At 73.4% G+C, this 26,621-nt stretch carries 25 protein-coding genes and 1 pseudogene; 15 read left to right on the top strand and 11 right to left on the bottom strand.

Features of this window, described 5'->3' with window-relative positions; genetic code table 11:
- Positions 1-28 precede the first annotated feature (28 nt).
- Positions 29-772: a carbonic anhydrase gene (locus tag AB0O21_RS06465; RefSeq protein ID WP_365166943.1), complete on the bottom strand. Its 744-nt coding sequence runs from the start codon at positions 770-772 to the stop codon at positions 29-31.
- A gap of 123 nt (positions 773-895) precedes the next feature.
- Positions 896-1,303 carry an ATP-binding protein gene (locus tag AB0O21_RS06460; protein WP_365166942.1) on the bottom strand — a complete coding sequence of 136 codons (408 nt, stop codon included), beginning with the start codon at positions 1,301-1,303 and terminating at the stop codon, positions 896-898.
- A gap of 189 nt (positions 1,304-1,492) precedes the next feature.
- Between AB0O21_RS06460 and AB0O21_RS06455 the strand changes: the two genes are divergently transcribed.
- Both AB0O21_RS06455 and AB0O21_RS06450 read left to right on the top strand, forming a co-directional pair.
- Positions 1,493-2,164 carry an HAD family hydrolase gene (locus tag AB0O21_RS06455; protein ID WP_365166940.1) on the top strand — a complete coding sequence of 224 codons (672 nt, stop codon included), beginning with the start codon at positions 1,493-1,495 and terminating at the stop codon, positions 2,162-2,164.
- Positions 2,165-2,206: 42 nt separating this feature from the next.
- The gene (locus AB0O21_RS06450) at positions 2,207-3,217 is read left to right on the top strand and encodes a hypothetical protein (RefSeq protein ID WP_365166938.1); all 1,011 of its coding nucleotides are present in this window, start codon (positions 2,207-2,209) and stop codon (positions 3,215-3,217) included.
- 41 nt (positions 3,218-3,258) lie between these two features.
- On the opposite strand, the gene AB0O21_RS06445 is transcribed toward AB0O21_RS06450, so the two are convergent.
- The 4 genes from AB0O21_RS06445 to AB0O21_RS06430 all read right to left on the bottom strand — a co-directional run bounded on the left by AB0O21_RS06445 (position 3,259) and on the right by AB0O21_RS06430 (position 7,336).
- Positions 3,259-4,752 (bottom strand): cellulose binding domain-containing protein, encoded by a 1,494-nt coding sequence (locus AB0O21_RS06445; protein ID WP_365166936.1) that lies wholly within the window; start codon positions 4,750-4,752, stop codon positions 3,259-3,261.
- Positions 4,753-4,892: 140 nt separating this feature from the next.
- Positions 4,893-5,264 (bottom strand): VOC family protein, encoded by a 372-nt coding sequence (locus tag AB0O21_RS06440; protein WP_365166934.1) that lies wholly within the window; start codon positions 5,262-5,264, stop codon positions 4,893-4,895.
- A 28-nt stretch (positions 5,265-5,292) separates the two neighbouring features.
- On the bottom strand, positions 5,293-6,435 hold the full coding sequence (locus AB0O21_RS06435) for a PP2C family protein-serine/threonine phosphatase (protein WP_365166932.1): 1,143 nt from the start codon (positions 6,433-6,435) through the stop codon (positions 5,293-5,295).
- A gap of 97 nt (positions 6,436-6,532) precedes the next feature.
- Complete coding sequence (locus AB0O21_RS06430; protein ID WP_365166930.1) at positions 6,533-7,336, bottom strand: LysR family transcriptional regulator substrate-binding protein; 804 nt, start codon at positions 7,334-7,336, stop codon at positions 6,533-6,535.
- A gap of 59 nt (positions 7,337-7,395) precedes the next feature.
- On the opposite strand from AB0O21_RS06430, the gene AB0O21_RS06425 reads away from it, so the two are divergent.
- Both AB0O21_RS06425 and AB0O21_RS06420 read left to right on the top strand, forming a co-directional pair.
- Positions 7,396-7,818, top strand: coding sequence for a DUF5997 family protein (locus AB0O21_RS06425; protein WP_365166928.1), 423 nt, complete (start codon positions 7,396-7,398; stop codon positions 7,816-7,818).
- A 195-nt stretch (positions 7,819-8,013) separates the two neighbouring features.
- Complete coding sequence (locus AB0O21_RS06420) at positions 8,014-9,135, top strand: hypothetical protein (protein WP_365166926.1); 1,122 nt, start codon at positions 8,014-8,016, stop codon at positions 9,133-9,135.
- A 24-nt stretch (positions 9,136-9,159) separates the two neighbouring features.
- On the opposite strand, the gene AB0O21_RS06415 is transcribed toward AB0O21_RS06420, so the two are convergent.
- The 4 genes from AB0O21_RS06415 to AB0O21_RS06400 all read right to left on the bottom strand — a co-directional run bounded on the left by AB0O21_RS06415 (position 9,160) and on the right by AB0O21_RS06400 (position 14,146).
- Positions 9,160-9,738 carry a YdeI/OmpD-associated family protein gene (locus AB0O21_RS06415; protein ID WP_365166924.1) on the bottom strand — a complete coding sequence of 193 codons (579 nt, stop codon included), beginning with the start codon at positions 9,736-9,738 and terminating at the stop codon, positions 9,160-9,162.
- A 9-nt stretch (positions 9,739-9,747) separates the two neighbouring features.
- Positions 9,748-11,085 carry an LCP family protein gene (locus AB0O21_RS06410; RefSeq protein ID WP_365166922.1) on the bottom strand — a complete coding sequence of 446 codons (1,338 nt, stop codon included), beginning with the start codon at positions 11,083-11,085 and terminating at the stop codon, positions 9,748-9,750.
- A gap of 72 nt (positions 11,086-11,157) precedes the next feature.
- Complete coding sequence (locus AB0O21_RS06405; RefSeq protein ID WP_365166920.1) at positions 11,158-12,783, bottom strand: N,N-dimethylformamidase beta subunit family domain-containing protein; 1,626 nt, start codon at positions 12,781-12,783, stop codon at positions 11,158-11,160.
- A gap of 334 nt (positions 12,784-13,117) precedes the next feature.
- Positions 13,118-14,146, bottom strand: coding sequence for a helix-turn-helix domain-containing protein (locus AB0O21_RS06400; protein WP_365166918.1), 1,029 nt, complete (start codon positions 14,144-14,146; stop codon positions 13,118-13,120).
- A gap of 183 nt (positions 14,147-14,329) precedes the next feature.
- On the opposite strand from AB0O21_RS06400, the gene AB0O21_RS06395 reads away from it, so the two are divergent.
- From AB0O21_RS06395 to AB0O21_RS06365, 7 genes are read left to right on the top strand one after another with little or no spacing between them, the layout of a single operon-like run.
- Entirely contained in the window at positions 14,330-15,295 is a 966-nt protein-coding gene (locus tag AB0O21_RS06395; protein ID WP_365166916.1) for a tellurite resistance/C4-dicarboxylate transporter family protein, read from the top strand.
- Positions 15,295-16,005 (top strand): class I SAM-dependent methyltransferase, encoded by a 711-nt coding sequence (locus tag AB0O21_RS06390; protein ID WP_365166914.1) that lies wholly within the window; start codon positions 15,295-15,297, stop codon positions 16,003-16,005. Before AB0O21_RS06395 ends, AB0O21_RS06390 begins: the two co-directional genes overlap by 1 nt.
- Before the next feature lie 9 nt (positions 16,006-16,014).
- Positions 16,015-16,449 carry a VOC family protein gene (locus tag AB0O21_RS06385; protein WP_365166911.1) on the top strand — a complete coding sequence of 145 codons (435 nt, stop codon included), beginning with the start codon at positions 16,015-16,017 and terminating at the stop codon, positions 16,447-16,449.
- A gap of 20 nt (positions 16,450-16,469) precedes the next feature.
- A complete protein-coding gene (locus AB0O21_RS06380) occupies positions 16,470-17,156 on the top strand; it encodes an epimerase (protein WP_365166908.1) in 687 nt (228 codons plus the stop codon).
- Between the two features lie 57 nt (positions 17,157-17,213).
- On the top strand, positions 17,214-18,422 hold the full coding sequence (locus tag AB0O21_RS06375) for an RNA ligase (protein WP_365166905.1): 1,209 nt from the start codon (positions 17,214-17,216) through the stop codon (positions 18,420-18,422).
- A gap of 3 nt (positions 18,423-18,425) precedes the next feature.
- Positions 18,426-19,448 carry an AAA family ATPase gene (locus AB0O21_RS06370; protein ID WP_365166903.1) on the top strand — a complete coding sequence of 341 codons (1,023 nt, stop codon included), beginning with the start codon at positions 18,426-18,428 and terminating at the stop codon, positions 19,446-19,448.
- A gap of 18 nt (positions 19,449-19,466) precedes the next feature.
- On the top strand, positions 19,467-19,814 hold the full coding sequence (locus tag AB0O21_RS06365; protein ID WP_365166900.1) for an NTP pyrophosphohydrolase: 348 nt from the start codon (positions 19,467-19,469) through the stop codon (positions 19,812-19,814).
- An 18-nt stretch (positions 19,815-19,832) separates the two neighbouring features.
- Here AB0O21_RS06365 and AB0O21_RS06360 read toward each other — a convergent pair whose 3' ends face one another.
- Positions 19,833-20,303: an SH3 domain-containing protein gene (locus AB0O21_RS06360; protein WP_365166897.1), complete on the bottom strand. Its 471-nt coding sequence runs from the start codon at positions 20,301-20,303 to the stop codon at positions 19,833-19,835.
- A gap of 345 nt (positions 20,304-20,648) precedes the next feature.
- Between AB0O21_RS06360 and AB0O21_RS06355 the strand changes: the two genes are divergently transcribed.
- From AB0O21_RS06355 to AB0O21_RS06340, 4 genes and pseudogenes are all read left to right on the top strand, one after another.
- Positions 20,649-21,899: a sensor histidine kinase gene (locus AB0O21_RS06355; RefSeq protein ID WP_365166895.1), complete on the top strand. Its 1,251-nt coding sequence runs from the start codon at positions 20,649-20,651 to the stop codon at positions 21,897-21,899.
- Positions 21,874-22,552 (top strand): annotated as a pseudogene (locus AB0O21_RS06350) (response regulator transcription factor). Before AB0O21_RS06355 ends, AB0O21_RS06350 begins: the two are co-directional and overlap by 26 nt.
- A 59-nt stretch (positions 22,553-22,611) precedes the next feature.
- Positions 22,612-22,986 (top strand): YbjQ family protein, encoded by a 375-nt coding sequence (locus AB0O21_RS06345; RefSeq protein ID WP_365166892.1) that lies wholly within the window; start codon positions 22,612-22,614, stop codon positions 22,984-22,986.
- A gap of 167 nt (positions 22,987-23,153) precedes the next feature.
- Entirely contained in the window at positions 23,154-26,618 is a 3,465-nt protein-coding gene (locus AB0O21_RS06340) for an endo-alpha-N-acetylgalactosaminidase family protein (RefSeq protein WP_365166889.1), read from the top strand.
- The last annotated feature ends 3 nt before the right edge of the window (positions 26,619-26,621 follow it).

Genomic DNA, 26,621 nt, shown 5'->3' with positions numbered 1-26,621 from the left:
CCACGGCCGGGACGAGCCGGACCCGTGCCTAGGCCAGGGTGCGTACGCGCTGGTCGCGCAGCTCGTAGCGGGCGGCGACCACGGCCAGTTGGCCCGAGGCCACCTTCGCGGCGATATCGGGTTCGGCGGCCAGTCTGCGGCGCACGCTTCGCACGTGCGCGTTGATCGTGGCGTCGACGCGGGCGTCCCCGTGCTGGCTGTGGTCGATGGACGGTCGTATCTGATCGGCCAGGTACTGGATGTGCGCCGGGAGCTGTTCGCCGCTCTCCTCGGCGTGGACGGCGGCGCCGACGGCCCCGCACGACTGGTGCGCCAGGACGAGAACCAGCGGCACGTTCAGCTCCAGAACCCCGTACGCGATGCTCCCGAGCACCGCCTCGTCCAGCACCTCGCCGGCCGAGCGGACCGTCAGCAGGTCGCCCAGACCCTGGTCGAAGACCAGCTCCGGGGGAACCCGCGAGTCGACGCAGCCCAGCACGATCGCGAAGGGGTGCTGGCCCTCGACGAGCCGGCGCCGCAAGTACGCGGACTCGTGGGGGTGTTCCTGGCGCAGCGTGCGCCAGCGCTCGTTGCCCGCCGCCAGTCGGCGCAGCGCCTGCGCGGGCGTGGTGACGCGCTCGGTGCTCTCCGCCTCCCAGGAGGCGGCGGAGGCGGGAGAGGCCGTTCCGAGGGCCAGGCCCGCACCGGCTACCGCCGTGCCCGCCACGGCGGTGCGCAGCAGGGTGCGGCGACTGGGGGCGGGCGCGGCGGTGGTTCGTGTGTTCGAAGGCATGGCGGGACCGTAACCCGGGTAACCCGGCCCAGAGTTGATCTACCGGCCACAATGGCGCGAACCGCTCGGTCCAGGCCGGATGGGATCGGGATCCTCTCAGCATGTGGGAAGGGGGGCGCCGACTCAAGCGGCGGCGAGGGGCGTTGACAGCGGCCGCCCGCCGGCCTGCTCCGCCGCGCACCACTCGGCGCGTACGGACTTGCCGGCCGTGTGGGGGTGGACGGTCAGGGACGAGGTCAGCTGCTCGGCGATGCCCCAGCCGAACCCGCCGCCGTTGTCGGGGTCTCCGGCGCGCGGAACGGGCCGGGCGCTGCTGCGGTCGTACACCTCGACCACGAGGGCCTGCGGCCGGCAGCTCATCCGCAGGCGCCACCGGCCGTCGTCGGTGTGCCGCACCGCGTTCCCGAGCAGCTCGCTGACGACGAGCAGGACGTCGTCCGCGTCGACCCACGGGCAGTGGGTCCGCAGGAAACGGGCGGCGGCGCGGCGGGCGAGCGCGGTGTCCGCGCGGGAGGAGTCGAGGACGAGCATGGGCGCGGCTCCTATCTCGGATGAATCGGCGCAAATCGGACCAGAACCCGTGAATGAGCTTCCCAGCCCCCCACCCGCCCGCTCATCGGCAATTCGGCCGACCGCCCGGCTGATATGCGCCTGATGCCACAGCCCGTGTCCCTCTCGCTACCTACGGTGGCACTTGGGGTCCGGCCTTATGCTGCGCGGATGATCAAGCCCATCGAGCTGGTGATATTCGACTGCGACGGGGTGCTCGTCGACAGTGAGCGCATAGCCGCACGCGTACAGGTGGTCCTGGGTGCGGAGTTGGGATGGCCGCTCACCGAGCAGGAGGTCGTCGAGCGGTTCATCGGACGCTCCAGCGCCTCCATCCACGAGCAGATCGCCGCACGGCTCGGCGAGGACACGGCGGCCGTCTGGTCGGGGCGGTTCGAGCAGCTCCACCGCGAGGCGGTGGACGAGGGCCTGTCCCCGGTGGACGGCCTGCCCGAGGCGCTCGACGCCCTCACCCTGCCGACCTGCGTGGCCTCCAGCGGCTCCCACGAGAAGATGCGCCACACCCTCGGCCGCACCGGGCTCTACGGGCGCTTCGCGGGCCGCATCCACAGCGCGACCGAGGTCGCCCGCGGCAAGCCCGCCCCCGACCTCTTCCTGTACGCGGCCCGGCGGATGGGCGTCGACCCGGCGGCCTGCGCGGTCGTCGAGGACAGCCGCCCCGGCGTGCAGGCCGCGCGCGCCGCGGGCATGCGGGCCTTCGGCTACGCCGGCGGTCTGACCCCGGCCGAACGGCTCGAAGGAGCGGGCACCGTCGTGTTCCGCGACATGCGCGACCTGCCCCGTCTCGTCGCGGGCGCGAGCCGGTCCGGACATGCGGGATGACCTGGGCATTCGCCCGACCGGACCGTGCTGCAGTATGTGCGGATGATATTCGGAAAGAAGAAGTTCCTGGCCGCCGTGGGCGACTTCGAGAAGGCCGCGGGCGCGCGGGACGGCGAGGCGGCGGAGCGGGCGTTCGCACAGCTCTACCAGGCGGCCGAGAAGGCGGGTGACGCCGAGTTCCGGGAGGCGGGACCGCGGCTGGCGGCACTGCTCCCGTCCGTGCCCCAGGGGCCGCGGGCCGCGGTCGCGGTGGTCACCGGGGCCTGCGTCGAACGGGGCGCGGACCCGTCGGCGTGCGCGCCCGCGATCTTCGCCGGGGCCCGGGCGGGGTTCGAGGCCGCCGCCGACTTCTGCGCCCGCTGGGCGGAGACGGGCGGCGGTGAGCTGCCCGAGCCCGATGACGAGCTCACCGACGAGATCATCGGGCGGACGGGCGAGGAGCCGGCCATCGGCTGGTTCACCCTGCCCCAGTGGGAGATGGCGTGCGTCGCCATGCTGGGCCACCGGTCCGTACGCCGGGAATCCGCGGGCACGGCGGAACTCCTCGCCCTCGCGGAGCGGGTCACCGAGGCCTCCGGTCACGAGTTCAAGTGCCTCACCTACGCACTGCGCGTCCTGGACGACGAGCCGCTCGTCGTCCTGCACCGTGAAACGGGCACCGGATACGTCCTGCGCATGACCGGAATCGGCGACAACTTCCAGCTGCACACCCTGCTCGCGGGCGTGCTCATCGGCGGGCAGCACGTACCAGGTGACGCCCCGTCGGCCCAAGAGGTCGCCGTGTGCCGGGACGCGCCCGGGCAGGTCCCGACGCAGGGCTCCTTCAACCTGGCCGGCCCGGACGGCGCCTGGATCTTCAACGAGGGCACCCCGTCCGACATCCCCGTCGTCGACGGCGCCCGCCTGCTCGTCCTCGACCCTCCGCCCTACCGCCGCGGCTGGCCGGCCGGGCGCTTCTTCCCCGGCATGCCGGGCGACCTGGTGCTGGACCGGGTACTCGACGAGGCCGAGGCCGCCGAATGGTTCGCGAAGGTGCAGCCCGCCAAGGGGTGACGCGCAGCCCCGGTCGCGGCGGGCGACCGGGGCTCCGCCGGCTACTTGAGGGCCGAGAACGCCTTCGTGAAGGCGAGCGGCTGCTGGAGGACCGAGCTGCACGTGGCGTCCGCGTACGCCACCGCGCCCGCCGCGCACTGCTTGTCGCGGGTCGCCGACCACATCGCCAGGCGGCCGATGCCCTTCGACGCCGCGAAGTCCACCAGCTGCGCCGCGTCCGAGACCGTGAAGACCTCGCTCGTGACGTCGTTGACGCCGATCATCGGCGTGACGGCCACCGCCTTCCACGCCGCCGCGTCCGACAGCCCGAGGACCCCCTTGAGCTGCGCCTGCGTCGCGGTCGCCGCCTGGATCGCGTACTGGCCCATGTCCCCGCTGTACGCCGGCCCGTAGTCCATCGCCATGATGTTGACCGAGTCGACGCGTACGCCGTTCTTCCTCGCGTCGGCCAGCAGCGCCACGCCCGGCTGGGTCAGGCCCTCCGGCATCACCGGGAGGGTGAACGCCACGTCCAGGCCGGGGTGGGACTTCTGCAGGCGGGCGATGGCCTGGGCCCGGCGCGCGTTGGCCGCCGTGTCCGGCAGGGCCGCGCCCTCGATGTCGAAGTCGACCTTCGTGAGCCGGTACTGGTCGATGACCTTCCCGTACGCGGCCGCCAGCTCCTCGACGGTCGCGCAGTTCAGAGCCAGCTCGTGCCCGGCGGCACCGCCGAAGGAGACCCGGACGTCCCCGCCCTTCGCGCGCAGCGCGCCGATCTGCGAGGCGACCCTGTCGCCCGCGAGGTCCGTGACCCCGCCCCACAGTGGGGCGCAGCCGCCGCCGGAGGTGATGAAGGCGAGGTGGAACTCCTTCACGCCGGTCTTGGCCGCCGTGTCCACGAGGTCGTACGCCGGGTACAGCGAGGTGTCCACGTACGGTGCGAAGCGCGCTCCGGCGCCGCCGCCACTGGTGGGGGGAGGGGTGGTCGGGGACGTGGGGGAGGGGGCCGAGGTCTTCGTCGGCGCCGCGGAGGTGGTGGGCGCGGTCGGGGCCGGCGTGGCGGTGGCGGTGGGGCGGGCGGTGGGACGGCCGCTGGGCTGCGCCGTCGCGCCCTGGTCCACCGAGCACTTGAGGCCGTTGATCACGCACTTGGTCGGGTCGCCCGGAGCGCCGGCGCCGCCGCTCGCGACGAACCCGACGGTGACGGAGGCACCCGCCGCCAGCTCCCGGTTCCAGCTCGCGGGCTTCACGGTCACGCGCCGGCCCTCGACCGTGTGGGTGCCGTTCCACAGGGAGTCGATCTTCGTGCCCGCCTGCAGGTCGAACTGCAGCGTCCAATCCGCCCGCACCTGGCCGGTGTTGTTGGTGATGACGTACTGGCCGGTGTAACCGCCGCTCCACGAGCTGGACTTCGTGTACACGGCGCCGACCGAGCCGGCATGGGCGGTACCGGTGAACGCGAACGCCGCGCCGCCGATCACCGCCGCCGCGACGATCGCTCCCGTGACCTTCGCCGTACGGCTCGTCCTGCGCCGGTGTCCGCCTGTGCTGCCCATCGCGTGCCTGCCTCTGTGTTACCGGGGAGTTGGGGGTGCGGGAGCACGCTAGCCGCCCCGAAACGGACATTCGTTCGTTTGGGGGCGGCGTTTGAGAGGCTTAGGTTCCGCTTAAGGAAGCGAAAGGCAGGTGTTAAGGCTCAGCCGTGCGTGGCGTCGATGACGCAGAAGCGGTTGCCCTCGGTGTCGGCCAGGACCACGAAATCGGGGTCCTCGGGGTAGGAGTCCCAGTCGACCCGTTCGGCGCCCAGCGCCACCAGCCGCGCCACCTCCGCCCGCTGCTCCGCGGCGTCCGCCGCGTACAGGTCGAGGTGGACGCGCGGCCGTTCCTGTACGGGCGTAACGCTGCGGCCGAGGGCAAGGTCGGGCCCGCCGCCGTCGGCGGGGACCAGGACGGTCCAGCGCTCGTCCGCCTCGCCGTCGCGCGGTACGTACCCCAGCGCCCGGCCCCAGAATTCCGCGGCCCGCCGCACGTCGGCGGCGCCCATGACGATCGTTCCGAGTCTCAGCATGATCCGATTCTGGCAAACGCCGGAAGCGCTACGTGCGCGGAAGGCGCTCGATCGCCACCATCGCCGCGTCGTCGCCGAGGGTGCTGCCGACCACGTGGGCCAGCAGATCGGCGCACAGGTGGTCCAGGACGGCCTGGGGGTGCAGGCCGGTCCAGGCGGCCACGCGCTCCGTGAGGGGGTAGAAGTCCCCTGCCCGGTCGCGCGCCTCCAGAACACCGTCCGTGTACAGGAGCAGGACGTCCCCCGCCGCGAACTCGAAGGTCTGGGCGGTGACCGCGCCGTCCACGAGCCCGGCGAGGCCCAGCGGCGGCGCCGGCTGGGTCACTTCGAGGGGAGTGGCCCGGCCGTCGCGGAGCAGGAGCAGCGGCGGCGGATGGCCGCAGCTGACGAGGTGCAGTACGGGCTCGTCGTCGGGGATGTCCAGGACGGCCGCCGTGGTGAAGCCCTCGTCCTCACCCGGCCCCGCGAGTGCGTCCTCGTCCTCGTCCAGGCCTGTGACGTCGTACAGGTCAGGGGCGACCGCCCCCTCCAGGTAGTTCACCAGCCCCCGCAGATCGGCCTCTTGGTGCGCGGCCGCCCGGAACGCCCCGAGGACCAGGGCGGCTTCCCCGACCGCGTCCAGGCCCTTGCCGCGGACGTCCCCGATGATCAGCCGGGTGCTGGTGGCCGTACGGGCGGCGGCGTACAGGTCACCGCCGATCTGGGCCTCGGCGGCGGCCGCCAGGTAGACGGAGGCCATGCGCAGCGGGCCGATCCGGTCGCGCAGCGGCCGAAGGACCACCTGCTGGGCGGTCTCGGCCACCGAGCGCAGCTGCATCAGCTCCTTCTCGTGCACCTCGCGCAGGTGGGCGAAGAGGGTCACGAACACCGAGATCATGATCAGGGCGATGATCTGGAATGTGTGGTTCAGGTCGGTCAGGGTGGTGCGGGTCGCCGCGACCACCGCCTGGGCGAGCACGGCGACCAGGCCGACGAACGCGGTCATCCGGGGCCCGCGGAACGAGGCCGTGACGGCGGGCGCGGCCACCAGGAACGGACCGAGGTGGACCTCGGGCGGAGCCAGGACGTCGATCACGGTCACGAGGGCGATCAGCACGAACGGAACCGCGAGCTCTGCGTGGCGCACCTGCCGGGAGCGCTGCCGGGACGTGCGCGGTGACCGAAGATCCATCCCTCCTGAATACACCGCGAGGCCGCCCGGATCCGCCACGCGAGGCCGTCGGAGCCGTTCCTTCTCAGTGCGTGGGACGGCCCGCCGGGCCGACGCCCTACGGGCGGCGGGGCGGCTTCCCGCGCTTGGCGGTCTTCGCGCCCTTGGGGCTCGCGGAGCCTCCGCGCGGGTTCTTGCCCCCCGACTTCCCGGCCGTCCGGCCGCCGGACTTGCCGCCCGCCTGCGGCTTCCGCTTCGCCGCCCCGCCGGTCTCGGCCCGCTTGGCCTTCGGCTGCGGCGGCGTCGGCCCGCGGCCGCGCGTGCTGTTGACCGTACGGCCGCGGACGATGCCGATGAACTCCTCGACGAGGTCGGGGGTGGTCTCGGCCTGCGGCCACGACAGCGCGACGCGCGACTCGGGCGCGTCCGTGACGGGCCGGTAGGTGAGGTCCTTGCGGTGGTGCAGGCGGGCCAGGGACTGCGGGACGACGAGCACGCCGATGCCCGCGGCCACCAGCTCGATGGCGTCCGCCGTCGTGGCGGGCCGCTCGAAGGCGGGCTTGCCCGGCAGCTCCTCCCAGTCGAGGGTGTCGTCGAGGGGGTGCAGGACGATCTCGTCGGCGAGGTCCGCCGTGGTGATCTCCTCGACCGCCGCCACGAGGTGGTCCTTCGGGATCACGACCACGGTGGTTTCGGTGTAGAGGGGGATGGCGCTGAGATCCGTACGGTCGACCGGCAGCCGGACGAAACCCGCGTCGGCGGATCCGCCGCGCAACGTGCCGAACGCCTCGGCGGGGGACACCTGGACGAGGGTCAGCGGGATGTCGGGGAGCCGCTCGTTCCAGATCCGTACCCACTTGGTGGGGGTCACGCCCGGTACATAGGCGAGACGGAACGAATGGGGTACTTCCGAGCCTGTCACCCCGCCAGGTTAACCGGTCGTGGTCGGAGGTAGCGCACACGCTCGATACTCTTGACACCATGACGTCGCACCAGAACACCCAGACGATGAAGCCCGCGACCGCGGCGAAGAAGCTGGGCGTGTACCTCGAGGCCACCCCCGCAGAGTTCCGGGAGGGTGTCGTCTCGCGCAGTGAATTGAGTGCGCTCCAGGCCGACCCGCCCCAGTGGCTGCAGGACCTGCGGCGCAACGGACCGCACCCCCGCCCGGTGGTCGCGGCCAAGCTGGGCGTGTCCATCGCGGGCCTCGCCCGCGGCGGGGTCACCGAGCCCCTCACCACCGAGCAGATCGAGGCGCTGAAGCAGGAGTCTCCCGAGTGGCTCCAGCGCGAGCGCGCCACGCAGGCCGAGGTCCGCAAGGAAGCCGTCCGCATCAAGGAGATGCAGGCCGAGAAGGCGGCGAAGGCCGACAAGGCCCAGCAGCCCGGCGGCTCGCGCTCCTGATCCGCGGCCCTCGCCGACCCGTCCCGTCAGGCCCGGCTCCCCACGGGGGAGCCGGGCCTGACGGCTTTCGTCCCCTCGATCCGGCCGGCATTACCTGCCAGGTAATCGATCTTCATCGTGCCGCCCGTCAGGGTTGGTTCCACCCGGTCCGGGCGAGGGCGCGGACCACACGGGGGATCGAGGGGGAGTGCCGACATGATGGCTGAGCAGCAGGGGCAGGGGCAGGGGCAGGGGCGTACGGAGCGGACGCGCGGCGCGGCGGGCCGAACCGGCCGCCTCACGGCTGCGGTGGCCGGGCTCGCCGCCGCGCTGTCCCTCGGTACGGTGACGGCCGCCGCGAACCCCGGCTCGGACCTGGCCGGCTCGCCGCGGAGCACGTGCGCCGAGGTACGGGACAAGGTCGAGCGGCTGGAGGGCCGGATCACCCCGAACGCCTGCGCGTTCATGAAGCGCCAGATCGCCTTCGGCGAGATGCCCACCGGGACCCCGCCGCAGCCCGGCGAGCTCACCCACCCGCGGGTCCGCGCCTACCTCGACATCTTCGACGAGGAGGCGACCCTCTGGGAGGCGGGCGGCGGCGTGCAGCGCGGCCGCACCACGATCGGCAACTCGATCACCGGCTCCCTCCGGCTCGCCCCCGACCTGCGGTACACGGGCACCGACGTGGTGGCCGACGGCGCGGTGATGATGTTCGGCCAGCGCAACGCGGTCACGGTCAAGGGGCACGAGGTGAGCTACCCCCAGATCGCCCGCAACGTGCTCTCCGACGACGGCAAGACCATCCAGGCCCGCCGCTACTACGACCGCTACGAGATCTTCCGGCCCATCGCCCCCGAACTGCGCCCCCTCTTCGAGGGCGTCGCCGACGCCGGCCCCGCGACCGCGGGCCGGGCCCCGGAGCGCTTCCGGGCGGAGGAGATCGCCGACCGGCTGGCCGCCTGGAACGGCGAGGACGTGTCCGCGCTGACCGGGCGGATGGGCAGCGCCCGGCTGACCGGCCCGGGCCTGGTCGGCCCCCTGACCACCGCGGCCGGCAAGACCGCCTACCTCCAGAGGCTCTTCGCCCGCGCGGACGTCCGGCTGAAGTCGGGCCAGGCCGCCTTCGGCAGCGAGACCACGTACGTGGAATGGCACGGCACGGTGACCCCGACCGAGGTCGCGGACGACGGCACGGAGACCAAGGGCCCGGAGGTCTCCTTCGGGATCATCGAGCGGTTCGGCCCCCGGGGCGAGTGGGAGGTCTACTTCGACACGCTCCCGCTGATCGCGGACCAGGGCGAGATCGGCGGGCTCTACCAGCGGCTGGCCCAGCCCTGAGCCGGGGCGCGTCCCGCGGACCGGTCAGTCGGGGACCTCGCCGACCGCCAGCCGGCTCAGGGCCCGGTCGAGCCGGGCCCGCCGGGTCTCGGGCGTGAGGGCCTGGAGCAGCGGCAGGATCACCTGGTAGCGCGCGGACTTGTCGAGCGCCTCGAACGCCCGCTTCGCCCCGGGGCGGGCGTCGAGCCCGGCCGCGAGGTCGGGCGGTACGGCCGCCGTCCGCTGCGACTCGTAGGCTGCCGTCCACCGCCCGTCCGCCTGTGCCCTGCGCACCTCGGCCAGCCCCGGTTCGCGCATCCGCCCCGCCGCCGTCAGCGCCGCGACCTTGTCGACATTGACCTGCGACCACAGGCTCCTGGGGCGGCGCGGCACGTACTTCTGGAGGTAGTGGTGCTCGTCGAGCGAGCGCCGCTGCCCGGAGATCCAGCCGTAGCACAGCCCGATGTCGACCAGCTCGTCGTCGGTGACGGTCGGGATGCCGGACTTCTTCTTCGCCACCTTGACCCACACGCCCTCGCGGCGCCCGTGGTGCTCGGCGAGCCAGTTCTCGAACGCCTCGCCGTCAGGGAAGGCGATGATCTCCACTCCGTCAAGACCGTCCATCCGGTCAGGCTAAGGGACGGGCGACCCCGCCGGGCCGGGACAGCGCAAGGCGCCGGCGGTCACCGGGGCGCCGTCGACCGTGTTGCGGTCGTAGGTGACGGTCTTGACCACGACGGGCCGGGTGCCCACGGCGACGTCGAAGGACTTGTCGTGGTCGGCGACGGCCCGCAGCCGGGCGCCGGGCAGCGCGGCCGCGAGCGTGGCCGCATCCGCCTCCCGGCCGGGAGCGTGGCTGATCACCGGCGGCCCCTGCGGCCGTACGGCCGGCGCGGACGGCGAGGTGTCCGTGACCGGGAAGCCGCTGCTGCGCAGCGCCTTCGCGACGGCCGCGTCGTCCACGCGCACCGCGATCCCGGCGGGATTCGTCCCGGCCGGGGTTTCCGGAACGGGCTGGATACGGGGGTCGCCGGTGATGGGGCGGTCCGCGCCCAGGGCGTCCCACAGAGCGGCGGAGCGGGCCTCGTCCCACACCAGGGTGGAACCCACCCCGGGCACGCGGTGGTCGAAGAGGCGGATCGGGACGGTGGCGAACTCGGTGTCCGCCGGCCGCAGCCGGCCCAGGGCCAGGCCGATGCGGACCAGGTCGGTCAGCCCCGTCCGCCCGTCGGTGCGCACCGACCTCAGCAGGGTCCGGGCCGTGCGGAGCGCGGCGACCGGGTGGGCCAGGGCGCCCTCGGCGGTGAGGCGGGCGAGCAGCTCGTTCACCAGGCGCTGCTGGCGGCGGACGCGGCCCAGGTCCCCGGGGCGGTTGGTGATGTGCCGGGCCCGGGCGTAGCGCAGCGCTCCGTTGCCGTCGAGGCGGTGGACGCCCGCGGCGATGTCGAGTCCGGAGCCCTCGTCCTGGAGGGCCTTGTCCGTGCACACGGGTGCGCCGCCGAGGTCGTTGACGGCCTGCTCGAACCCGGTGAACCCGGTCTCCAGGTAGTGGTCGATGCGCAGCCCGGTGGCCTTTTCGACGGTCCGTACGCTGAGCGGGCCGGCGCCGAGCGCGAACGCCCCGTTGATCTTCCCGAGGCGGGCGGGGCCGGGGGCGGCCGGCGGGGCCGCCGGATCGGCGTACTGGACGTAGGAGTCGCGGGGAATGGAGACGATGCTCGCGCGTCGCGCGTCCTGCGAGAGGTGGACGAGCATCATCACATCGGTGCAGTTGCAGCCCTTGCCGCCCACGTGCAGACGCCGCTTCTCGGCGGCGGACAGGCCCGCCCGGCTGTCGATGCCGACGACGAGGATGTTCGTACCCCGTCCGCCGGCGTGCGCTCCGCGTTCGGCGGAGACCGCCTGGGAGCCCGCGTAGGAGCCCGAGGCGAGGGTGGCCAGCAGGGTGAGGGCAACGGTGAGTCGACGCAACGCACATCCCCGGAAATAGTGCCGAAAGGTGCAGAGCGCGACGGTACCGCCGGTGTGCGCGCGGGCGGGGTACTACGCGCCGGGAGCCGCGGCCGTGTCCCCGTAGTGGGTGGTCAGATTGTCCCGCGCGGGTGCGGTGCGCCCGGCCGGCCCCCGCGCGAACGCGGTCAGGACGTTGGCGGTGACGGTGCGGGTGAACCGCCCGGCGCGCGCGTCCAGGCCGTGGTTGGCCTTGCCGCCCGCGGGACCGCTCGCGTCGAGTGCCTCGACCCAGCGCATGGTGCCCGTCGCGAAGACCGCGGCCCCGCCCGGAAGCGACAGGTACGCGGTGTCCGCGTACGAGCGCCGGCCCTTGCACACCACCGGCGAATGCGCGAGGACCTCGATGGGCCGGGGCGTCGGGAACGCCGTGTTCACCCGGTCGAACTCGACTCCCACCAGGTGGGGGAACGAATCTCCCGCCCGCGCCCCGGTCCCCGCCAGGATCCAGTGCTCCGGGTGCGTCACCACGTAGGGGGCGTCGACCGGATAGCCGGCGTAGAGCACGCCGAGGAGGGCGCTCTCCGGGTCGGGCGCGGGCTCGCTCCGGAAACCGTTCGTGGGCGGCGACCCCCGCAGGTGGCCCGGGTCCCGGGCGTAGTCGTCCTTGTAGCAGACCACGACGCGGTCCGGCCCCAGCGGCGAATCCTCGAAACGGACGCGGCGGTAGCAGCAGTTGGCGCCGAGGACGGCCAGGTTCGTGCCCGCGTCGCGGGCCCGCGTCACGTGCCGGCGCTGCTCGGGGCTCCAGTACTCGTCGTGGCCCAGCGAGACCACGCAGGCCGCTCCCGTCAGGAACTCCGGGTCGCGGGCCACGTCCACGCCAGTGGCGTAGGCCAGCGGCAGGCCCAGGCGCTCGGCCAGCGCGATCGCGGGTGCCTCGTAGACCATGAACTGACCGGCGCCCTGCCGGTTCTTGTAGGGGCGGTCGAAGGTGACCTGGAGGGACCGCGACCCGTTCTTCTTCGTCGGTCCCGTGTAGAGGTCGGTGCCGCCCCACCGGTTGTAGGCCTGCCAGGTGGCGACCGAATTGACCACCACCGTACGGCCGTCCGCCGAGGAGGACCGGACGGTGACGGGCACGAACCGCTGACCCGCTCCGTCCGCGGCGTCCAGGCGCAGCAGGTAACTGCCTTCCGGCCAGCCGGACGTGTCCACTTCCGCGGTCCGGCGCCAGTCGGCGCGGACCATCCGCGTGGCCGGGTCGAGCCGGGCCGGCGGCTGCCGCAGGCCCGGCAGGGCGGGCGAGCGCCACACCAGTCGGGCCCTGGCCCCTCCGTACCAGCCCATCCGGTACGCCGAGACGGTGTAGGAGGCGGCCGTCGTCGACACCCGCAGACCGAACGACTCTCCGGAGCAGACGCTGACGCGCTCGGCGAAACCCTCGACGGCCCGGGCCGGGCCGGCCCGGGTGATCCGCCAGTCGGGGGAGCCGGGCAGCGCGTTCTCGGCCTTCACGTCGAGCCCGCAGCCCGTGCGCGCACGGCGCACGGCCGCCCCGGCAGCCGGGCCGGCAGCCGCGTGGGCACGGGCCGCCGTCGTGCTGCCGGGCCAGGGCACGAGCGCGGCGGCGGCGAGCCCCAGGACCGCCCGACGCCCGGGACGCGCCGGGCCCTTCCCGGTATCCCCGGCCCCGCTCGGGCCGTCCGTCCGCTCCACGCCATCACCTCGGAAGTCCGCACGGGCGGATCCCGACGCTACCGGGATGCCGCGGGGCCCTGCCGACGGCGCGCGCGGAGGGTCTCGGAGGGTCCCCTTCTTGGCGGCGGGCGGCGGGCGGCGGGCGGCGGGACGCGGGGGCGGGTGACGGGCGCCGGGTGGCCGGGGCGGAAACGGCGAACGCGGCCGGGTACCACGGTGACTCCTGATCCCCGTGGCGGCTCGGCCGCGCTCGCGACGTGTGCGGACCCGCGCTCCCGCCGCCGCAGCAGCGCGTCAGTCCGCGGAACCAGCCGATCCGTACCCCTGTGACAGACCGGTGATCCTCGTCTCGCTACGAGCCTAGGGTCCGGCTCCGGCCCGGTGTGTGCATTGCGCGCACGGTCTCTTGATCATGCGCGCAACGGTGTTGACCGGACTGTTTGCGCAGCTCGGTGGGGGTGACCCCGTAAGTCTCGCGGAAGGCGCGGCTGAACGCGGCGGCGTTGGTGAAGCCCCAGCGGGCGGCGATCGCGTGGACCGGCCGTCCGGACGCCTCCGGGCGGAGCAGGTCGGCGTGGCAGCGCTCCAGCCGGCGGCGGCGTACGGAGGCCGCCACGCTCTCCGGCTCCTCCTGGAAGAGCAGGTGCAGGCGGCGCAGCGAGATGTGGTGGCGGGCGGCGATGGCCTGCGGAGTGAGCTCGGGGCTGCCGAGGTTGTCGTCGATGAAGGCGTTGATCCGTTCCCGCAGCGCCTGGTCGCGGACCTCGCCGGTCAGCTCCTCGTAGGCGTCGACGTGCTCGGCCAGGCAGGCCGTGGCCAGATCGAGGGCGATCGAGCCCAGCCGGGCCAGCTCCTGCGGCCCGCACTCGGCGGCGTGCGCGCCCAGCGAGCCGATGAACCGGCTCAGGATCGCGCCCATCCCGCGCTCGCCCGGGATCCGCTGGGCGAGCAGCCGCTCCACCTTTCCGGCGGGCAGCGGCAGAGCTGCCTTGGGGAGCTGGAGGATGACGGCCCGGACCATCTCGCCCGAGGCCGGGGCGCCCGCCTCCCAGGGGTAGGAGGTGTCCCACAGCATCATGTCGCCGACGACCAGCCCCGATTCGTTGCGGCGCTGGGACATCCACATCGGACTCCTCGTCACCAGCCCCAGCTGGTACTGCTCCGGGTCGCCCTGCCGGATGAGCGCCGGGGTGCGCCGCGAGTGCAGCGAGGAGTAGGAGAAGGCCGAGACCTGCACCGCCGCGCCCAGGCTCGCGACGGCGACCTCCGCGCGGAACGCGCCCGGATCCTCGACGCTGATCGACACGGGCTCCAGCGTGCCGGCGACCATGTCGGAAAACCACTCGAACCTGTCCGCGGCCGGCAAGGCGGCGGTGGACATCGACGACCACATCTCTCGTTACTCCCTGAACGGCGGCGCATTTCCGGCCGTTCCAAGCATGGCGGAAGTCCCCGGTCCGGCCCGTACGCGTCCACGCCGCGCGAACCGCGGGCCCGTCGGGCCGGCGTGGCCCATCCGCGCCGTCCGCTGGCGGCACGGCGGCCGGTGGGGTCCGCTGGAGGGGTGAGCCCCTTTCCTGGCCGCGCCTGGTGGGCCGGACTCCCTCCGGCGGCGGGAGCCGCCGTCATGGCCACCGGCGTCATCTCCCTCGGCCTGCACCTGACCGGGCACGAGGCGCTGTCGCTGGCGGCGCTGGCCGTCGCCGGGGCGCTCTGGCTCGTCCTGGCCGCGGACTTCACGGCCCGGCTGCTCGGCGACCGCCGGCGGTTCCGCGCCGAGGCCGACACCCCGCCCGCCCTGACCGCGGTCGCCGCCACCACCGTGCTCGGCACCCGGCTCTCCGCGCTCGGCTGGCAGACCGTGGCCGCGGCGCTGCTCGCGCTGGCCGTCGCGGTCTGGCCCGGGCTGCTGCTGCACGTCCTGAGGCACTGGCGGCGGCGCATGCCGGGGGTGGCCTTCCTCGTCTGCGTGGCCACCCAGGGCGTCGCCGTCCTCGCGGCGACCCTCGCCGCGGCCGGCCACCACGACTGGCTGGCCCAGGCGGCACTGGGGTTCTTCCTCCTCGGCCTGGTGCTCTACCTGGCCGCCCTGCTCCGATTCGACCTGCGCGAGGTGGCGGGCGGCGCGGGTGACCACTGGGTGGCGGGCGGGGCGCTGTCCATCTCGGCCCTCGCCGGTTCCAAGCTCACCGCGTCTCCCGTATGGACCGGCCCCGCGCACGAGGCCCTCCGTATCGTCACGCTGACCCTGCTCGCCCTGTCGCTCGCCTGGTACGTGGTCCTCCTGGGGGCCGAACTGCGCCACCCCCGGCCGCGGTACGACATCCGGCGCTGGTCCACCGTCTTCCCGCTCGGCATGACGGCCACCGCCTGCCTCTCCGTCGCGGAGCCGGCGGGCATCGCGTGGCTGCGCCCGCTGGGCGAGGTACTGCTCTGGATCGCGGTGGGCGCCTGCCTGCTGACCTGCGCCGCGATGCTGCTCTCCCGCCGCCCGGCCACCCGGCCGCCGGGCCGTGGCACCATGCCCTGATGACGGCGCCTCACCTCCTCCCCGCCCACGAGCTGGAACGCACCGCGGTGGTAGCGAACAACAGCATGAACAGAGAACGGGGCCTGGCCGGGGTCAACAGCTACGCCCGCGAACTGGGCCTCGACCCGGTGGCCCACCTCACGGCCGCCGCCGACCGTAGCTCCGCCCCGCCCTCGTGGCTCGACCTGTGCAGCGGCGAGGGCCGGGCCCTGCGCGAGGCCTGCTCCCGGCTGCCCGCCGGTTCCGTCCTGACGGGCGTCGACCTCGTCGGCCCCCTCGTCCCGGCCCCCGCACCGGCCGGGCCGGAACTGCTCGTGGCCTCCGTCGCGGAGTGGTCCCCGCCCCGCACGTACGACCTGATCACCTGCGTCCACGGCCTGCACTACGTGGGCGACCAGCTCGGGCTGCTCGCCCGGGCGGCCTCCTGGCTTGCCCCGGACGGGCTGCTGATCGGCCACCTCGACCCCCTCTCGCTGCGGCTGGCCGACGGGGCCCCGGCCGGCCGGGCCGCGGTGGCGGCGCTGCGCGCGGCCGGGTTCCGCTACGACGCGCGCCGCCATCTGGTCTCCCTGCGCGGCCCCCGCACCGTGCGGCTCCCCTTCCGGTACGTCGGCGCGGATCCGGCCGCCGGTCCCAACTACACCGGGCAGCCCGCCGTCGCCTCCCACTACGCGGTCGCTCCGGTGGCGGGAGCGGGGGCGCCTCAGTAGGGTCCCGGCATGGCTTACACGTTCCAGGTGACCATCGACTCGCCCGATCCGCACACCCTCGCCGACTGGTGGGCCGACGCCCTCGGATGGGAAGTGGAGCCGAGCGACGAGGAGTTCATCCGCAGCATGATCGCCGCCGGCCGCGCGACCGACGAGGACACCACCACCCACCGCGGCACCCTCGTCTGGAAAGCGGGTGCCGGGATCCGTCACCCGGAGGGGCTGGAGCGGGCGCCGCGCGTGCTCTTCCAGTACGTCCTCGACCCCAAGACGGTCAAGAACCGGGTGCACCTGGACGTCCGTACCGGAGACGACGACCCGCGGGCAGTGGTGGAACGGCTCCTCGCCAAGGGCGCCACCCACCTCCACGAGGGCCGCCAGGGCCCCTCCGTGTGGACGACACTCGCCGACCCCGAGGGCAACGAACTCTGCATCTCGCACTGATCGAGACCTACGCTGGTCATGTGAACGTCATCCTCTTCGGCGCGACCGGAATGATCGGCCGGGGCGTCCTGCGCGAGTGCCTGCGCGACGACTCCGTCGAGAGCGTGCTCGCCATCGGACGCACCCCGCTCGGCGTGACCCACCCCAAGCTCCGCGAGCGAGTCCAGCGGGATCCGTCCGACCTCGCCGCCGCCGGGGTCGACCCGGCCGACTACGACGCCGCCTTCTTCTGCCTCGGCGTCTCCTCCGTCGGCATGAAGGAGGAGGCGTACCGGCGCGTCACCTACGACCTGACGCTCGCGGTGGCCCGGCCGCTGGCCGCCGCCAACCCCGGGATGACCTTCGTCTACGTCTCCGGCGAGGGCACGGACAGCACCGAGCGAGGCCGGTCCATGTGGGCCCGGGTCAAGGGGAAGACCGAGAACGACCTGCTCGAACTCCCCTTCCGCGCCTACATGTTCCGCCCCGGCATCGTCCAGCCCGTGCGCGGGGTGCCCTCCAAGACCCGGCTCTACCGGGCCCTGTACGCGGTCACCGCGCCGCTGATCCCGCTGGTCCGCCGGGTCGCCCCGAACCTCGTCATCCCCTCCGAGGCCCTCGGCCGCGCCATGATCGCGGTTGCCACACCCGGCACCGAGATCCCGGGGCACATCCTGCGCCCTGCCGACATCAACCGCCTGGGCGGAGCCGTGACCAGGCATAATTGACTACCGGGCAGACCCTCCCGCGCGTCAGAATGACGCATCTCAAACCGGGAGGAACCCATGAGCCAGGAGACCCTGACTCTGCACGACCTGCTGCCCGCACAGGCGCTCGACCAGGCGATCGACGCCGGCTACGTGACCCGCAAGACGCACCCCGAACTGCCGCTGTCCATCTACACGTACACGCGGACGGCCCAGTACGAGCACGTCTGGAACCAGGTCACCACGCGCTGCCGCGGCCTCGTCGCCGACGACACCACCGGCGCGATCGTCGCGCTGCCGCTGCCGAAGTTCTTCAACGTCAGCGAGCACGAGTCCGGCCGGCCCTACGCCCCCGCGCTCCCCGACGAGCCGTTCGAGGTGTACGACAAGGTCGACGGCAGCCTCGCCGTGGTCTTCCACTACGCGGGCCGCTGGCGCGTGGCCTCCAAGGGGTCCTTCATCAGCGCGCAGGCCACCTGGGCCCAGCGCCGGCTCGACGACAAGGACACGGCGGCACTGCGCCCCGGCGTCACCTACCTCGCCGAGATCCTGTACCCGGGCAACCGCATCGTCGTCGACTACGGCGACCGGCGCGACCTCGTCCTCCTCGCCGCCTTCGGCACGGACGGCACCGAGGTCCCGCTCGCCGAGGCCGCGGCCCACTGGGAGGGCATCGGCTCCGTCGTCACGGTGTGGCCCGCCATGCCGCTGGGCGAGCTGATCGCGCTGACCGAGTCCAACACGCTGCCCGGCGGCGCCGCCGCGACCGGTACCGACGCGGAGGGCTTCGTGCTGCGCTTCGCCTCCGGCGTCCGCGCCAAGGCGAAGCTGTCCGAGTACGTGCGGCTCCACCGGGTGCTCACCAAGGTCACCGAGCGGGACATCTGGCGGGCCCACGGCATCCAGCGGTTCGCCGGCCTGCCCGCCAAGCAGCTCGCGCAGGGCCTCGGCTGCACGGTCGCCGAGATCGAGGCCTCGGGCGGCAAGCCGCTCGACGTGCTGCTGGACCAGGTGCCCGACGAGTTCGACACCTGGGTGCGGGAGCTGATCGCCCGGTTCGAGGAGGAGGCCGAGCGGCGCGAGCGCGCGGTGGACGAGGCGTACGCGGGACTCGTACACCTCGCCGCCGACCGGGGTGCCTTCGCGCGCGCCGTGCGGGAGCTGCCCGACCGCGGGATCCGCGCCGCGATGTTCCTGCGGCTGGACGGAAGGTCCACGGACCTGGTCGTCTGGCGGTTCGTCCGGCCCGAGGCCTCCGACCCCTACACGAACGACGAGGAGAACTGACCCGTGTCCGAGGAGACACCCGTACCCGTACCCATGACGGAGGCCGCTGCCGCTGCCGCTGCGGCGACCGAGGTCGCCGCCGAGGCGGACCGGCTGCCCGTCGTGCACGTCATGACCGGCCTGCCGGCCTCCGGCAAGACCACGGCCGCGCGCGCCCTCCAGGCCGAGGCCGGCGGGCGCATGCGCCGCGTCAACCTCGACGACCTGCGCAGCATGCTCGACCTGCCGGACCCCGAGCGGGGCCGCAGCTTCGCGCACGAGCAGACGGTGCTGGCGGTCCAGGACGCGGCGGTCCGCGCGGCGGTCGACGGCGGTTTCGACGTGGTCGTCGACAACACCCACCTCACCAAGCACATCCCCAAGCGGCTCAAGGCGGCGGTCGGCGGCCTCGCGACCTTCGTCGTGCACGACTTCACCGATGTCCCGCTGGAGGAGTGCCTGCGCCGGGACGCCGCCCGGGAGCGCCAGGTCGGCGAAGAGATCATCCGGGTCCTCTCCGAGAAGCACCAGAAGGCCCGCAAGGGCGGCTGGCGGCTGACCTCGGAGTGGATGAACGGCGGTTCCGGCACGGCCGCCGTGCCCCCGGTGACGGAGTACGTCGCCGATCCCTCGCTGCCCGCCGCGGTGATGTGCGACATAGACGGCACCCTCGCGCTGACCGGCGACCGGGGGCCCTACGACTTCACGCGCTGCGAGCTCGACCTGCTCAACGAGCCGGTCCGGCACGCCCTGGACGCCTTCCGGCGCGCCGACGGCGATACGATCGTGCTGCTGTCGGGGCGGAGCGAGGAGTTCCGGCCGCAGACCGAATCCTGGCTCGCGCGCCACGAAGTGCCGTACGACGAACTGTGGATGCGCGCCGCCGGTGACCAGCGCCGCGACGACGTGGTGAAGGCCGAGCTGTTCGACGCGCACGTGCGCCACCGGTACGCGGTACGGGTGTCGCTCGACGACCGGGACCGGGTGGTCGCGGTCTGGCGCCGGATGGGCCTGCCCACCTGGCAGGTCAACTACGGCGACTTCTAGGGGCGCAGGGGAACGGGCATGACGGTGCTGATCGTGGACGCCGCGAACGTCGTGGGCTCCGTACCCGACGGCTGGTGGCGGGACAGGCGGGGCGCGGCCGAGCGGCTGCGCGACCGGCTGGCCGCGCGCGACGCCGGCGAGGAGATCATCCTCGTCGTCGAGGGCGCGGCCCGGGGCGTCGAGTCCGTTCCCGGGGTACGGGTGGACCCGGCGCCGGGGAGCGGCGACGACCGGATCGTGGAGCTGGCGGCCGCCCACGCGGAGCGCGGCGTCGTGGTGGTCACGGCCGACCGCGAGCTGCGGACGCGGGTACGGGCGCACGGCGCGCGGTGCGTGGGACCGCGCGCCGTGCGCCCGCAGGACTGACCGCGGCGAGCCGACGGCTCAGGGGCAGAGCAGCACCCGGCCGATGTTCTGGACGTAGCGGGCGGAGACCCAGCGCTCCTCGCCGTACGCCAGGCGGTCGTCCGGACGGGAGCCGTCCTGCCAGTCGCCGTGCTCGGAGTCGCCGTGCTCGGAGTTGCCGTTCTCGGAGTCGCCGTGCTCGGAGTTGCCGTTCTCCGCGGCGCCGTTGCGCTCGGCCAGGCGGTACCAGATGTCGTTGCCGTCCACGCTCTCGCCGTGCCTCTTGCACCAGATCTCGACCTTGCTGTGCGGCTTCACCTGGCCGACGGCCTGCGAGCGGGTCGTCGGCCCGCTGCGGACCTTCAGCGGGCCCTTGGAGACGACCTTTCCGACGGCGCGGGCCGAGGTCTGGAACCCGTCGTCCTCCGCGGCCGCGGTGCCCGCACCGGCGAGGCCGAGCACCAGGCCGCCGGCGGCGAGGGCGAGGATGGTCCTGGTGGGCTTCAGCATGAGCCGGCTCCTCTACGAAGACGTCCGCCCGGCCGCCGTACACGGCACGGGTCGGCAACCGGGCGGTTGCCACGGACGACTATGGCGAGGACGGAGCCGACCCTTCCGGTGGCGCACCGCCGCTTAGCCCGATATGCCCAATCCGCGGCCCGGCGCGGCGGGCCGGTGGCGTGCGTGGCCGTGCCCGCCCCCGAACGGGCACGGCCGCGCCGCGGGGCCCCGGGGGGACTGGGCCGGTGCCGGCCGGTGGGCCGACGTGGACAACGTACGGTCCGGCCGGCATCGGGCGCGCCCATCCGCGGGTTGAAATCCGCCTACCCCACAGGGTGTGCACCCTGTACAACCATGGGTGTACACAAGGGGGTTGACGTGCACGTGGCCACACATCCGGCGGCGGTCCGGCTCCGAGCCGCGCTTCCCGTGGCCGGCGAGATCGTGTACGCCGTCGGCTCGCTCTGGATCTCGTCCACCATGCTCCGCAACTGGCCGGACCCGAACGGCTATTGGCGGGACACCGACGCGCTGGCCTACGGCCTGCTCGCGGCCGTCTACCTGCCGCTCGCGCTGCGCCGCCGGTTCCCCGTCGCCATCCTCGTCAGCACCGGCGCCTGCGTCGCCACCTACTTCACCCTCGGCTACTACCACGTCGTCGCCGTCTGCGGACTGGCCCTCGCCCTCTACACGGTGGCCTCCCTGTGCCCGCGCCGGGTCTCGGTCCGCTGCGCGGCCGGGACCCTGGTCGTACTCCTGTGGGGCACCCGGCTGGCCGAGCCGGGCATCGGCGCGCTCAGCGTGGGCTTCGTGACGGTGACCACCATCGTGTGCTGGGTCGCCGGCGACGGTTCCCGGCGGCTGCGCGAGCTCACCCGGCGGCTGCGGCTGGAGCAGGAGGAGAAGGCCCGCCGGGCCGTCATGGAGGAGCGCATCCAGATCGCCCGCGAACTCCACGACGTCATCGCGCACCACGTCTCGGTGATCTCCGTGCAGACCGGGCTGGCCTCCTACGTGTTCGCCTCCGACCCGCCGACCGCCCGCCGGGCCCTGGACACCGTGGGCGACAGCGCCCGCGAGGCCCTGGCCGAGATGCGGCGGATGCTGGTCGTACTGCGCGCGGAGGGGCCGGAGCCCGGACCGGACGGGACCGGCGGCGAAGTGCAGGGGCTCGGCCGGCTGGACGAGCTGGCCAAACGGGTGGGGGAGGCGGGGGTGCCGGTGGACGTACGGGTCACGGGAACGGCGTACGAGCTGCCGCCGGGGATCGACCTGTGCGCCTACCGCGTGGTCCAGGAGGCCCTCACCAACGTGATCAAGCACGCCCCGCGGGCGCCCACCACCGTCCGGGTCCACTACGGCGCCGACGAGGTGAGGGTCCGGGTCAAGGACGCCGGGAGCGGGCGGACGCCGGCCCACGCGCCGCCCGGCCCCGGGAAGACCGCCGGGCAGGGCTTGATCGGCATGCGCGAGCGGGCGACGATCTACCACGGCACGGTGACCGCCGCGCCCGCCCCCGGGGGCGGTTTCGAAGTCAGTCTGCGGGTCCCCGTGCCCCGGCCGGGAGGGGAGGACGCCGATGCCGTCCGTACTCGTCGTCGATGACCAGTTCCTGATCCGGTCCGGACTGACCGCGCTGCTGACCGCCGCCCCCGGCTACGAGGTCGTCGGTGAGGCCGAGGACGGGGAGGAGGCGGTCCGGCTCGCCGCCGAGACCCGGCCCGACGTGGTCCTGATGGACATCCGGATGCCCGGAACCGACGGGATCGCCGCCACCGAACGGATCGTGGCCGCCGGCCGGGCGGGCGGGGAGGGCGCCGACGGCGGGCCCAAGGTGCTCGTGCTCACCACCTTCGACTCCGACGAGTACGTGGTGCGCGCGCTCCGGGTCGGCGCCAGCGGCTTCCTCGTCAAGGACACCCCGCCCGACCGGCTGCTCGCCGCCATCTCCACGGTGCACGCCGGCGAGATGCTGTTCAGTCCCGGCGCGCTGCGCGGGCTGATCGACACGTACGCCGTCCCCGTCGCGGCCCGCTCCGCCCACCCCGGCCTTGGACACCCTGACGCCGCGCGAGCGCGAGGTGCTCGGCCTGGTCGGAGCCGGCCTCTCGAACGCCGACATCGCCGAGCGGCTCTTCCTCAGCGCCGCCACCGTCAAGACGCACGTCCACCGCTGCATGGGCAAGCTGGAGCTGTCCAGCCGCGCCCAGGCCGTGGTCCTGGCCCACGAGTGCGGCGTGGTCACCCGGACCGGCTGACGCGGACCCCCGGCGGCCTCCGGATGCGGGCGGCGGCGGACCGGGCGAGAGTGGGCGCCATGGGAATCGAAGAGTACGGCGGCGGTCCCGGGGCGCACGAGACCGGCATCCTCGTCGTGACCACCAACGACGTCCCCGGCTACCGGGTCGAGCAGGTCATCGGCGAGGTCTTCGGCCTCACCGTGCGCTCCCGCCACCTGGGCAGCCAGATCGGCGCCGGCCTGAAGTCGATGATCGGCGGCGAGCTGAAGGGCCTCACCAAGACCCTGGTGGAGACCCGCAACCAGGCCATGGAGCGGCTCATCGAGCAGGCGAAGGCGCGGGGCGCGAACGCCGTGCTGATGATGCGCTTCGACGTCACGGACGCCGCCGACGTCGGGACCGAGGTGTGCGCGTACGGGACGGCCGTGGTCCTGGTCCCGGCCTCCACCTGACCGGGTCCGGACGCGCACCCGGTACGTAAGTCCAGGACGGCGCTCCGCTTTGTCCATGGGTTTGGCCCGCCCCGGTCCGCAAGCTGTCAGACCAGTGAGCGGACCGCTCGGGGTGCCCCTGCCGTGAGCGGTCTTCCGCCAAGGAAGCGCCGACTCCCGGAGGCCCCATGCGCACCCCTCTCTGGCCGCTCAGGCCCCTCTGGCCGGCCGCGGCCGCGGTGGCCGGTCTGGTCGCCACGCTGGTCGTGGCCGGGCCCGCCGCCCCCGCAGCGGCGGCCGCGCCCGTGACGATCACCTCGCCCGAGCTGTCCGTCAGCGTGGACAGCGGATTCCCGCGCGTCATCAGCTACACCCGGCGCGCCAGTGGGGACGTACTGCACGGCAACGAGGACGCGCTGAGCACCGTACTCGTCAACGGGACGGCCTACACGCCGACCGTGACCTCGACCCCCTCCGCCTCCGGCGTCGACTACGCGCTCGCCTTCTCCGGAGTGACCATCAGATCCCGGATCTCGGTGGCTGGTTCGACCGTGGAGTTCAAGGTCACCGCGATCGAGGACACCGCAGCGCTGCGCGTACGCAGCCTCGCGATCCCCGAGCACCACCTCGTCAGCGTCCGCAGCGACCAGCCGGGCGCCGCCCTCGCCACCGCGAACATGCACACCGCGACGACGGGCACCGGGGACACCTTCACGGCCGTGACCGCGAACACCCCCGTCGACCCCGCCGCGACCACCGTGATGTACGGCCTGGCCAACACCGGCAGGCTGGCCGCCGCCATCGACTCCAACTCCCTCTACGACCAGCCCTCCGGAGGCACCGCCCGCGAGAACGGCCGGATCGCGAAGCGCGTCACCGACAAGGGCTCCTACCGCCGCGCGGGCCTGTGGAGCGGGGCCTGGCTCTACCGGGCGGCGGGCGCCGCCGACACCGACACCGAGCCGCTCCCGTACGCCCGTATCGCGATCACGGCCGACCGCAACGCCGACTCCGTCGTCGACTGGCAGGACGCCGCCGTCGCCCACCGGGACATCTGGACCCCGCCCACCGGCTGGCAGCAGACCGCCGACCGGGTCGTGCAGCGGATCCCCTTCAACTTCGCCTCCCAGGCCACCCATCCGTTCGCGCAGACCCTCGACGAGACCAAGCGGGTGAGCCTCGCCACGGACGGCCTCGGGCAGTTCGTCCTCCTCAAGGGCTACGCCTCCGAGGGCCACGACTCCGCGCACATGGACTACAAGAACATCGGCTCCAAACTGGGCGGCGCCGTCGACCTGAACGCCCTCACCACCGCCGGGCACGCCTACAACGCCGACTTCGGGGTGCACGTCAACGCCACCGAGGAGTATCCGGTCTCCGCCACCTTCGACCCGGCCCACCAGAGCGGCGGGCTCGGCTGGGACTGGCTCGACCAGTCCTACTACGTGGACACCCGCAAGGACGGCCAGTCCGGCGGCCGGCTGAAGCGCCTCCAGGACCTCAAGACCGCCGCCCCCGGCCTCGACTTCCTGTACGTGGACGTCTGGTACGGCGACGGCTACGTCTCCCGCAAGCTCCAGCGCGAGATCTCCGGCCTCGGCCTCCAGCTGACCACGGAGTTCCCCAACACCCTCACCGAGCAGTCCCTCTGGCACCACTGGGCCGCCGACGTCAACTACGGCGGCACCGACCTGAAGGGCATCAACTCCAAGATCGCCCGGTTCATCGCCAACCACGCCAAGGACGACTGGATCGCCCGCAACCCGCTGCTCGGCGGCGCCGAGGTCACCGCCTACGAGGGCTGGCAGGGCAAGAAGGACTTCACGGCCTTCCAGACCACCACCTTCGGGGTCAACCTGCCGACCAAGTACCTCCAGGAGTCCCCGATCGTGAAGTGGACCGCCGACACGGTCACCCTCGCGAACGGCACCGCCGTCACCACCGCCGGCAACAAGCGTCAGATCACCACGGGCGGCCGCACCGTCCTGTCCGGTGACGCCTACCTGCTGCCCCGCGACGGCAAGCTCTACCACTGGAACGACAAGGGCGGCTCCACGACCTGGACCCTGCCCGCCGGCTGGAGCGCGCCCAAGCTGTACCAGCTCACCGACACCGGGCGCCGGCTCGTCGGCGACCTCACCGTCGGCCCGGGCGGCACCGTGACCCTGAACGCCACCGCCAAGGCCGCGTACGTCGTCACCAACGGCGCGGCCCCCGCCCAGGCCGACCCCAAGTGGGGCGAGGGCACCCCGGTCAAGGACCCCTCCTTCTACGCGGGCGACCTGAACGCCTGGACCGTCACCGGGACCGGCGCCGCCGTCGCCCGCAACGCCCAGGGCCAGAGCGAGCTGACCTTCGCCCCCGGCACCACCCCCGCCGTCTCCCAGCAGCTCACCGGTCTCAGCCCCGGCACCTATGCCGCCTCCGTCTGGGTCTCCACCCCGGCCGGCCGGGCCGCCACCCTCACCGTCACCCCGGCCGGCGGCAGCCCCGCGTCCGTGTACGCGGACTCCTCACCGCTGGCCAACAGCCTCGGCGGCAGCGAGAAGAACGGCACGAAGATGCAGCGCATGAAGGTGCTCTTCGACGTCCCCGCGGGGCAGTCCACGGCCGTCCTCAGGCTGTCGGCGGCCGCCGGCAGCGGCACCGGCACCGTCTACCTGGACGACGTCCGCGTGGTCCCCTCCGCGCGCACGCCGCTCGGCGGCCACTGGTTCGCCGAGGACTTCGAGAACGTGGACGCCGGCTGGGGCCCCTTCGCCTTCGGCGGCGCAGGCGGCTCCGCCACCGACCCGCGCACGCACATCGCCCAGCGCAACGCCCCCTACACCCAGGCCGGTTGGAACGGGAAGCTGGTCGACGACGTGATCGGCGGGCAGAACTCCCTCAAATCGCACGAGGAGCGCACCGGACTCGTCTACCGCACCCTCCCGCAGACGCTGCGCCTGACCCAGGGCCGCTCCTACAAGGTGAGCTTCGCCTACGAGAGCGGATTCAGCGGCGACTACCAGTTCGTCACCGGATCCGGCTCCACCGAGACCGCCACCGCCCTCGGCCAGGCCCGTACGCCCACTACCTTCACCACCACCTTCACCGCCGGGGCCGACGCCTGGATCGGCGTACGGAAGACCACCCCCGAGGGCTCCCACAACGAGGCCGACCTGATCCTCGACGATCTGACGGTCGACGACCTCGGAACCGGAAGCGGCGGCGAACTCCTGGTGCCCCAGGGCCAGATGAGCGTGAAGGCGGTCGACAGCCAGGAGACCGCCGGGGAGAACGGCAGCGCCGCCAACGTCCTGGACGGGGACCCCGCCACCATCTGGCACACCCAGTGGTACGCGGCCACCGCGCCCATGCCGCACGAGATCACCCTCGACCTCGGGGCCTCGTACGACGTCTCGGCCCTGCACTACCTGCCCCGGCAGGCGCAGTCCAACGGACGCATCGCGGGCTACCAGGTGTTCACCTCCACCGACGGGGTGAACTGGGGGACCGCGGCAGCCTCGGGCACCTTCCCGAACACCGCCGCCCAGCAGGACGTCTCCTTCACACCGCGCACCGCGCGCTACGTCAGGCTGAAGGCGACCAGTGAGGTGGGCGGCAACGCGTGGACCTCCGTCGCGGAGCTCAACATCGGCTACCGGCCGTGAGTT

The sequence above is a fragment of the Streptomyces sp. NPDC091371 genome (assembly GCF_040684275.1).
Classification (GTDB): domain Bacteria; phylum Actinomycetota; class Actinomycetes; order Streptomycetales; family Streptomycetaceae; genus Streptomyces.
Note: the sequence above shows the minus strand (reverse complement) of the source record. Positions and strands in the feature narration are given on the sequence as shown.

Excerpts from the sequence above, each read along its gene's own strand:
- AB0O21_RS06425 (WP_365166928.1), top strand. The coding sequence starts at position 7,396 with ATGACGTCGCACCAGAACACCCAGACGATGAAGCCCGCGACCGCGGCG.
- AB0O21_RS06385 (WP_365166911.1), top strand. The coding sequence starts at position 16,015 with ATGGCTTACACGTTCCAGGTGACCATCGACTCGCCCGATCCGCACACC.
- AB0O21_RS06355 (WP_365166895.1), top strand. The coding sequence starts at position 20,649 with ATGGGTGTACACAAGGGGGTTGACGTGCACGTGGCCACACATCCGGCG.
- AB0O21_RS06340 (WP_365166889.1), top strand. The coding sequence starts at position 23,154 with ATGCGCACCCCTCTCTGGCCGCTCAGGCCCCTCTGGCCGGCCGCGGCC.
- AB0O21_RS06445 (WP_365166936.1), bottom strand. The coding sequence starts at position 4,752 with ATGGGCAGCACAGGCGGACACCGGCGCAGGACGAGCCGTACGGCGAAG.
- AB0O21_RS06435 (WP_365166932.1), bottom strand. The coding sequence starts at position 6,435 with ATGGATCTTCGGTCACCGCGCACGTCCCGGCAGCGCTCCCGGCAGGTG.
- AB0O21_RS06360 (WP_365166897.1), bottom strand. The coding sequence starts at position 20,303 with ATGCTGAAGCCCACCAGGACCATCCTCGCCCTCGCCGCCGGCGGCCTG.
- AB0O21_RS06455 (WP_365166940.1), top strand. The coding sequence starts at position 1,493 with ATGATCAAGCCCATCGAGCTGGTGATATTCGACTGCGACGGGGTGCTC.
- AB0O21_RS06440 (WP_365166934.1), bottom strand. The coding sequence starts at position 5,264 with ATGCTGAGACTCGGAACGATCGTCATGGGCGCCGCCGACGTGCGGCGG.
- AB0O21_RS06345 (WP_365166892.1), top strand. The coding sequence starts at position 22,612 with ATGGGAATCGAAGAGTACGGCGGCGGTCCCGGGGCGCACGAGACCGGC.
- AB0O21_RS06460 (WP_365166942.1), bottom strand. The coding sequence starts at position 1,303 with ATGCTCGTCCTCGACTCCTCCCGCGCGGACACCGCGCTCGCCCGCCGC.
- AB0O21_RS06465 (WP_365166943.1), bottom strand. The coding sequence starts at position 772 with ATGCCTTCGAACACACGAACCACCGCCGCGCCCGCCCCCAGTCGCCGC.
- AB0O21_RS06415 (WP_365166924.1), bottom strand. The coding sequence starts at position 9,738 with ATGGACGGTCTTGACGGAGTGGAGATCATCGCCTTCCCTGACGGCGAG.
- AB0O21_RS06365 (WP_365166900.1), top strand. The coding sequence starts at position 19,467 with ATGACGGTGCTGATCGTGGACGCCGCGAACGTCGTGGGCTCCGTACCC.
- AB0O21_RS06400 (WP_365166918.1), bottom strand. The coding sequence starts at position 14,146 with ATGTCCACCGCCGCCTTGCCGGCCGCGGACAGGTTCGAGTGGTTTTCC.
- AB0O21_RS06390 (WP_365166914.1), top strand. The coding sequence starts at position 15,295 with ATGACGGCGCCTCACCTCCTCCCCGCCCACGAGCTGGAACGCACCGCG.
- AB0O21_RS06375 (WP_365166905.1), top strand. The coding sequence starts at position 17,214 with ATGAGCCAGGAGACCCTGACTCTGCACGACCTGCTGCCCGCACAGGCG.
- AB0O21_RS06450 (WP_365166938.1), top strand. The coding sequence starts at position 2,207 with ATGATATTCGGAAAGAAGAAGTTCCTGGCCGCCGTGGGCGACTTCGAG.
- AB0O21_RS06420 (WP_365166926.1), top strand. The coding sequence starts at position 8,014 with ATGATGGCTGAGCAGCAGGGGCAGGGGCAGGGGCAGGGGCGTACGGAG.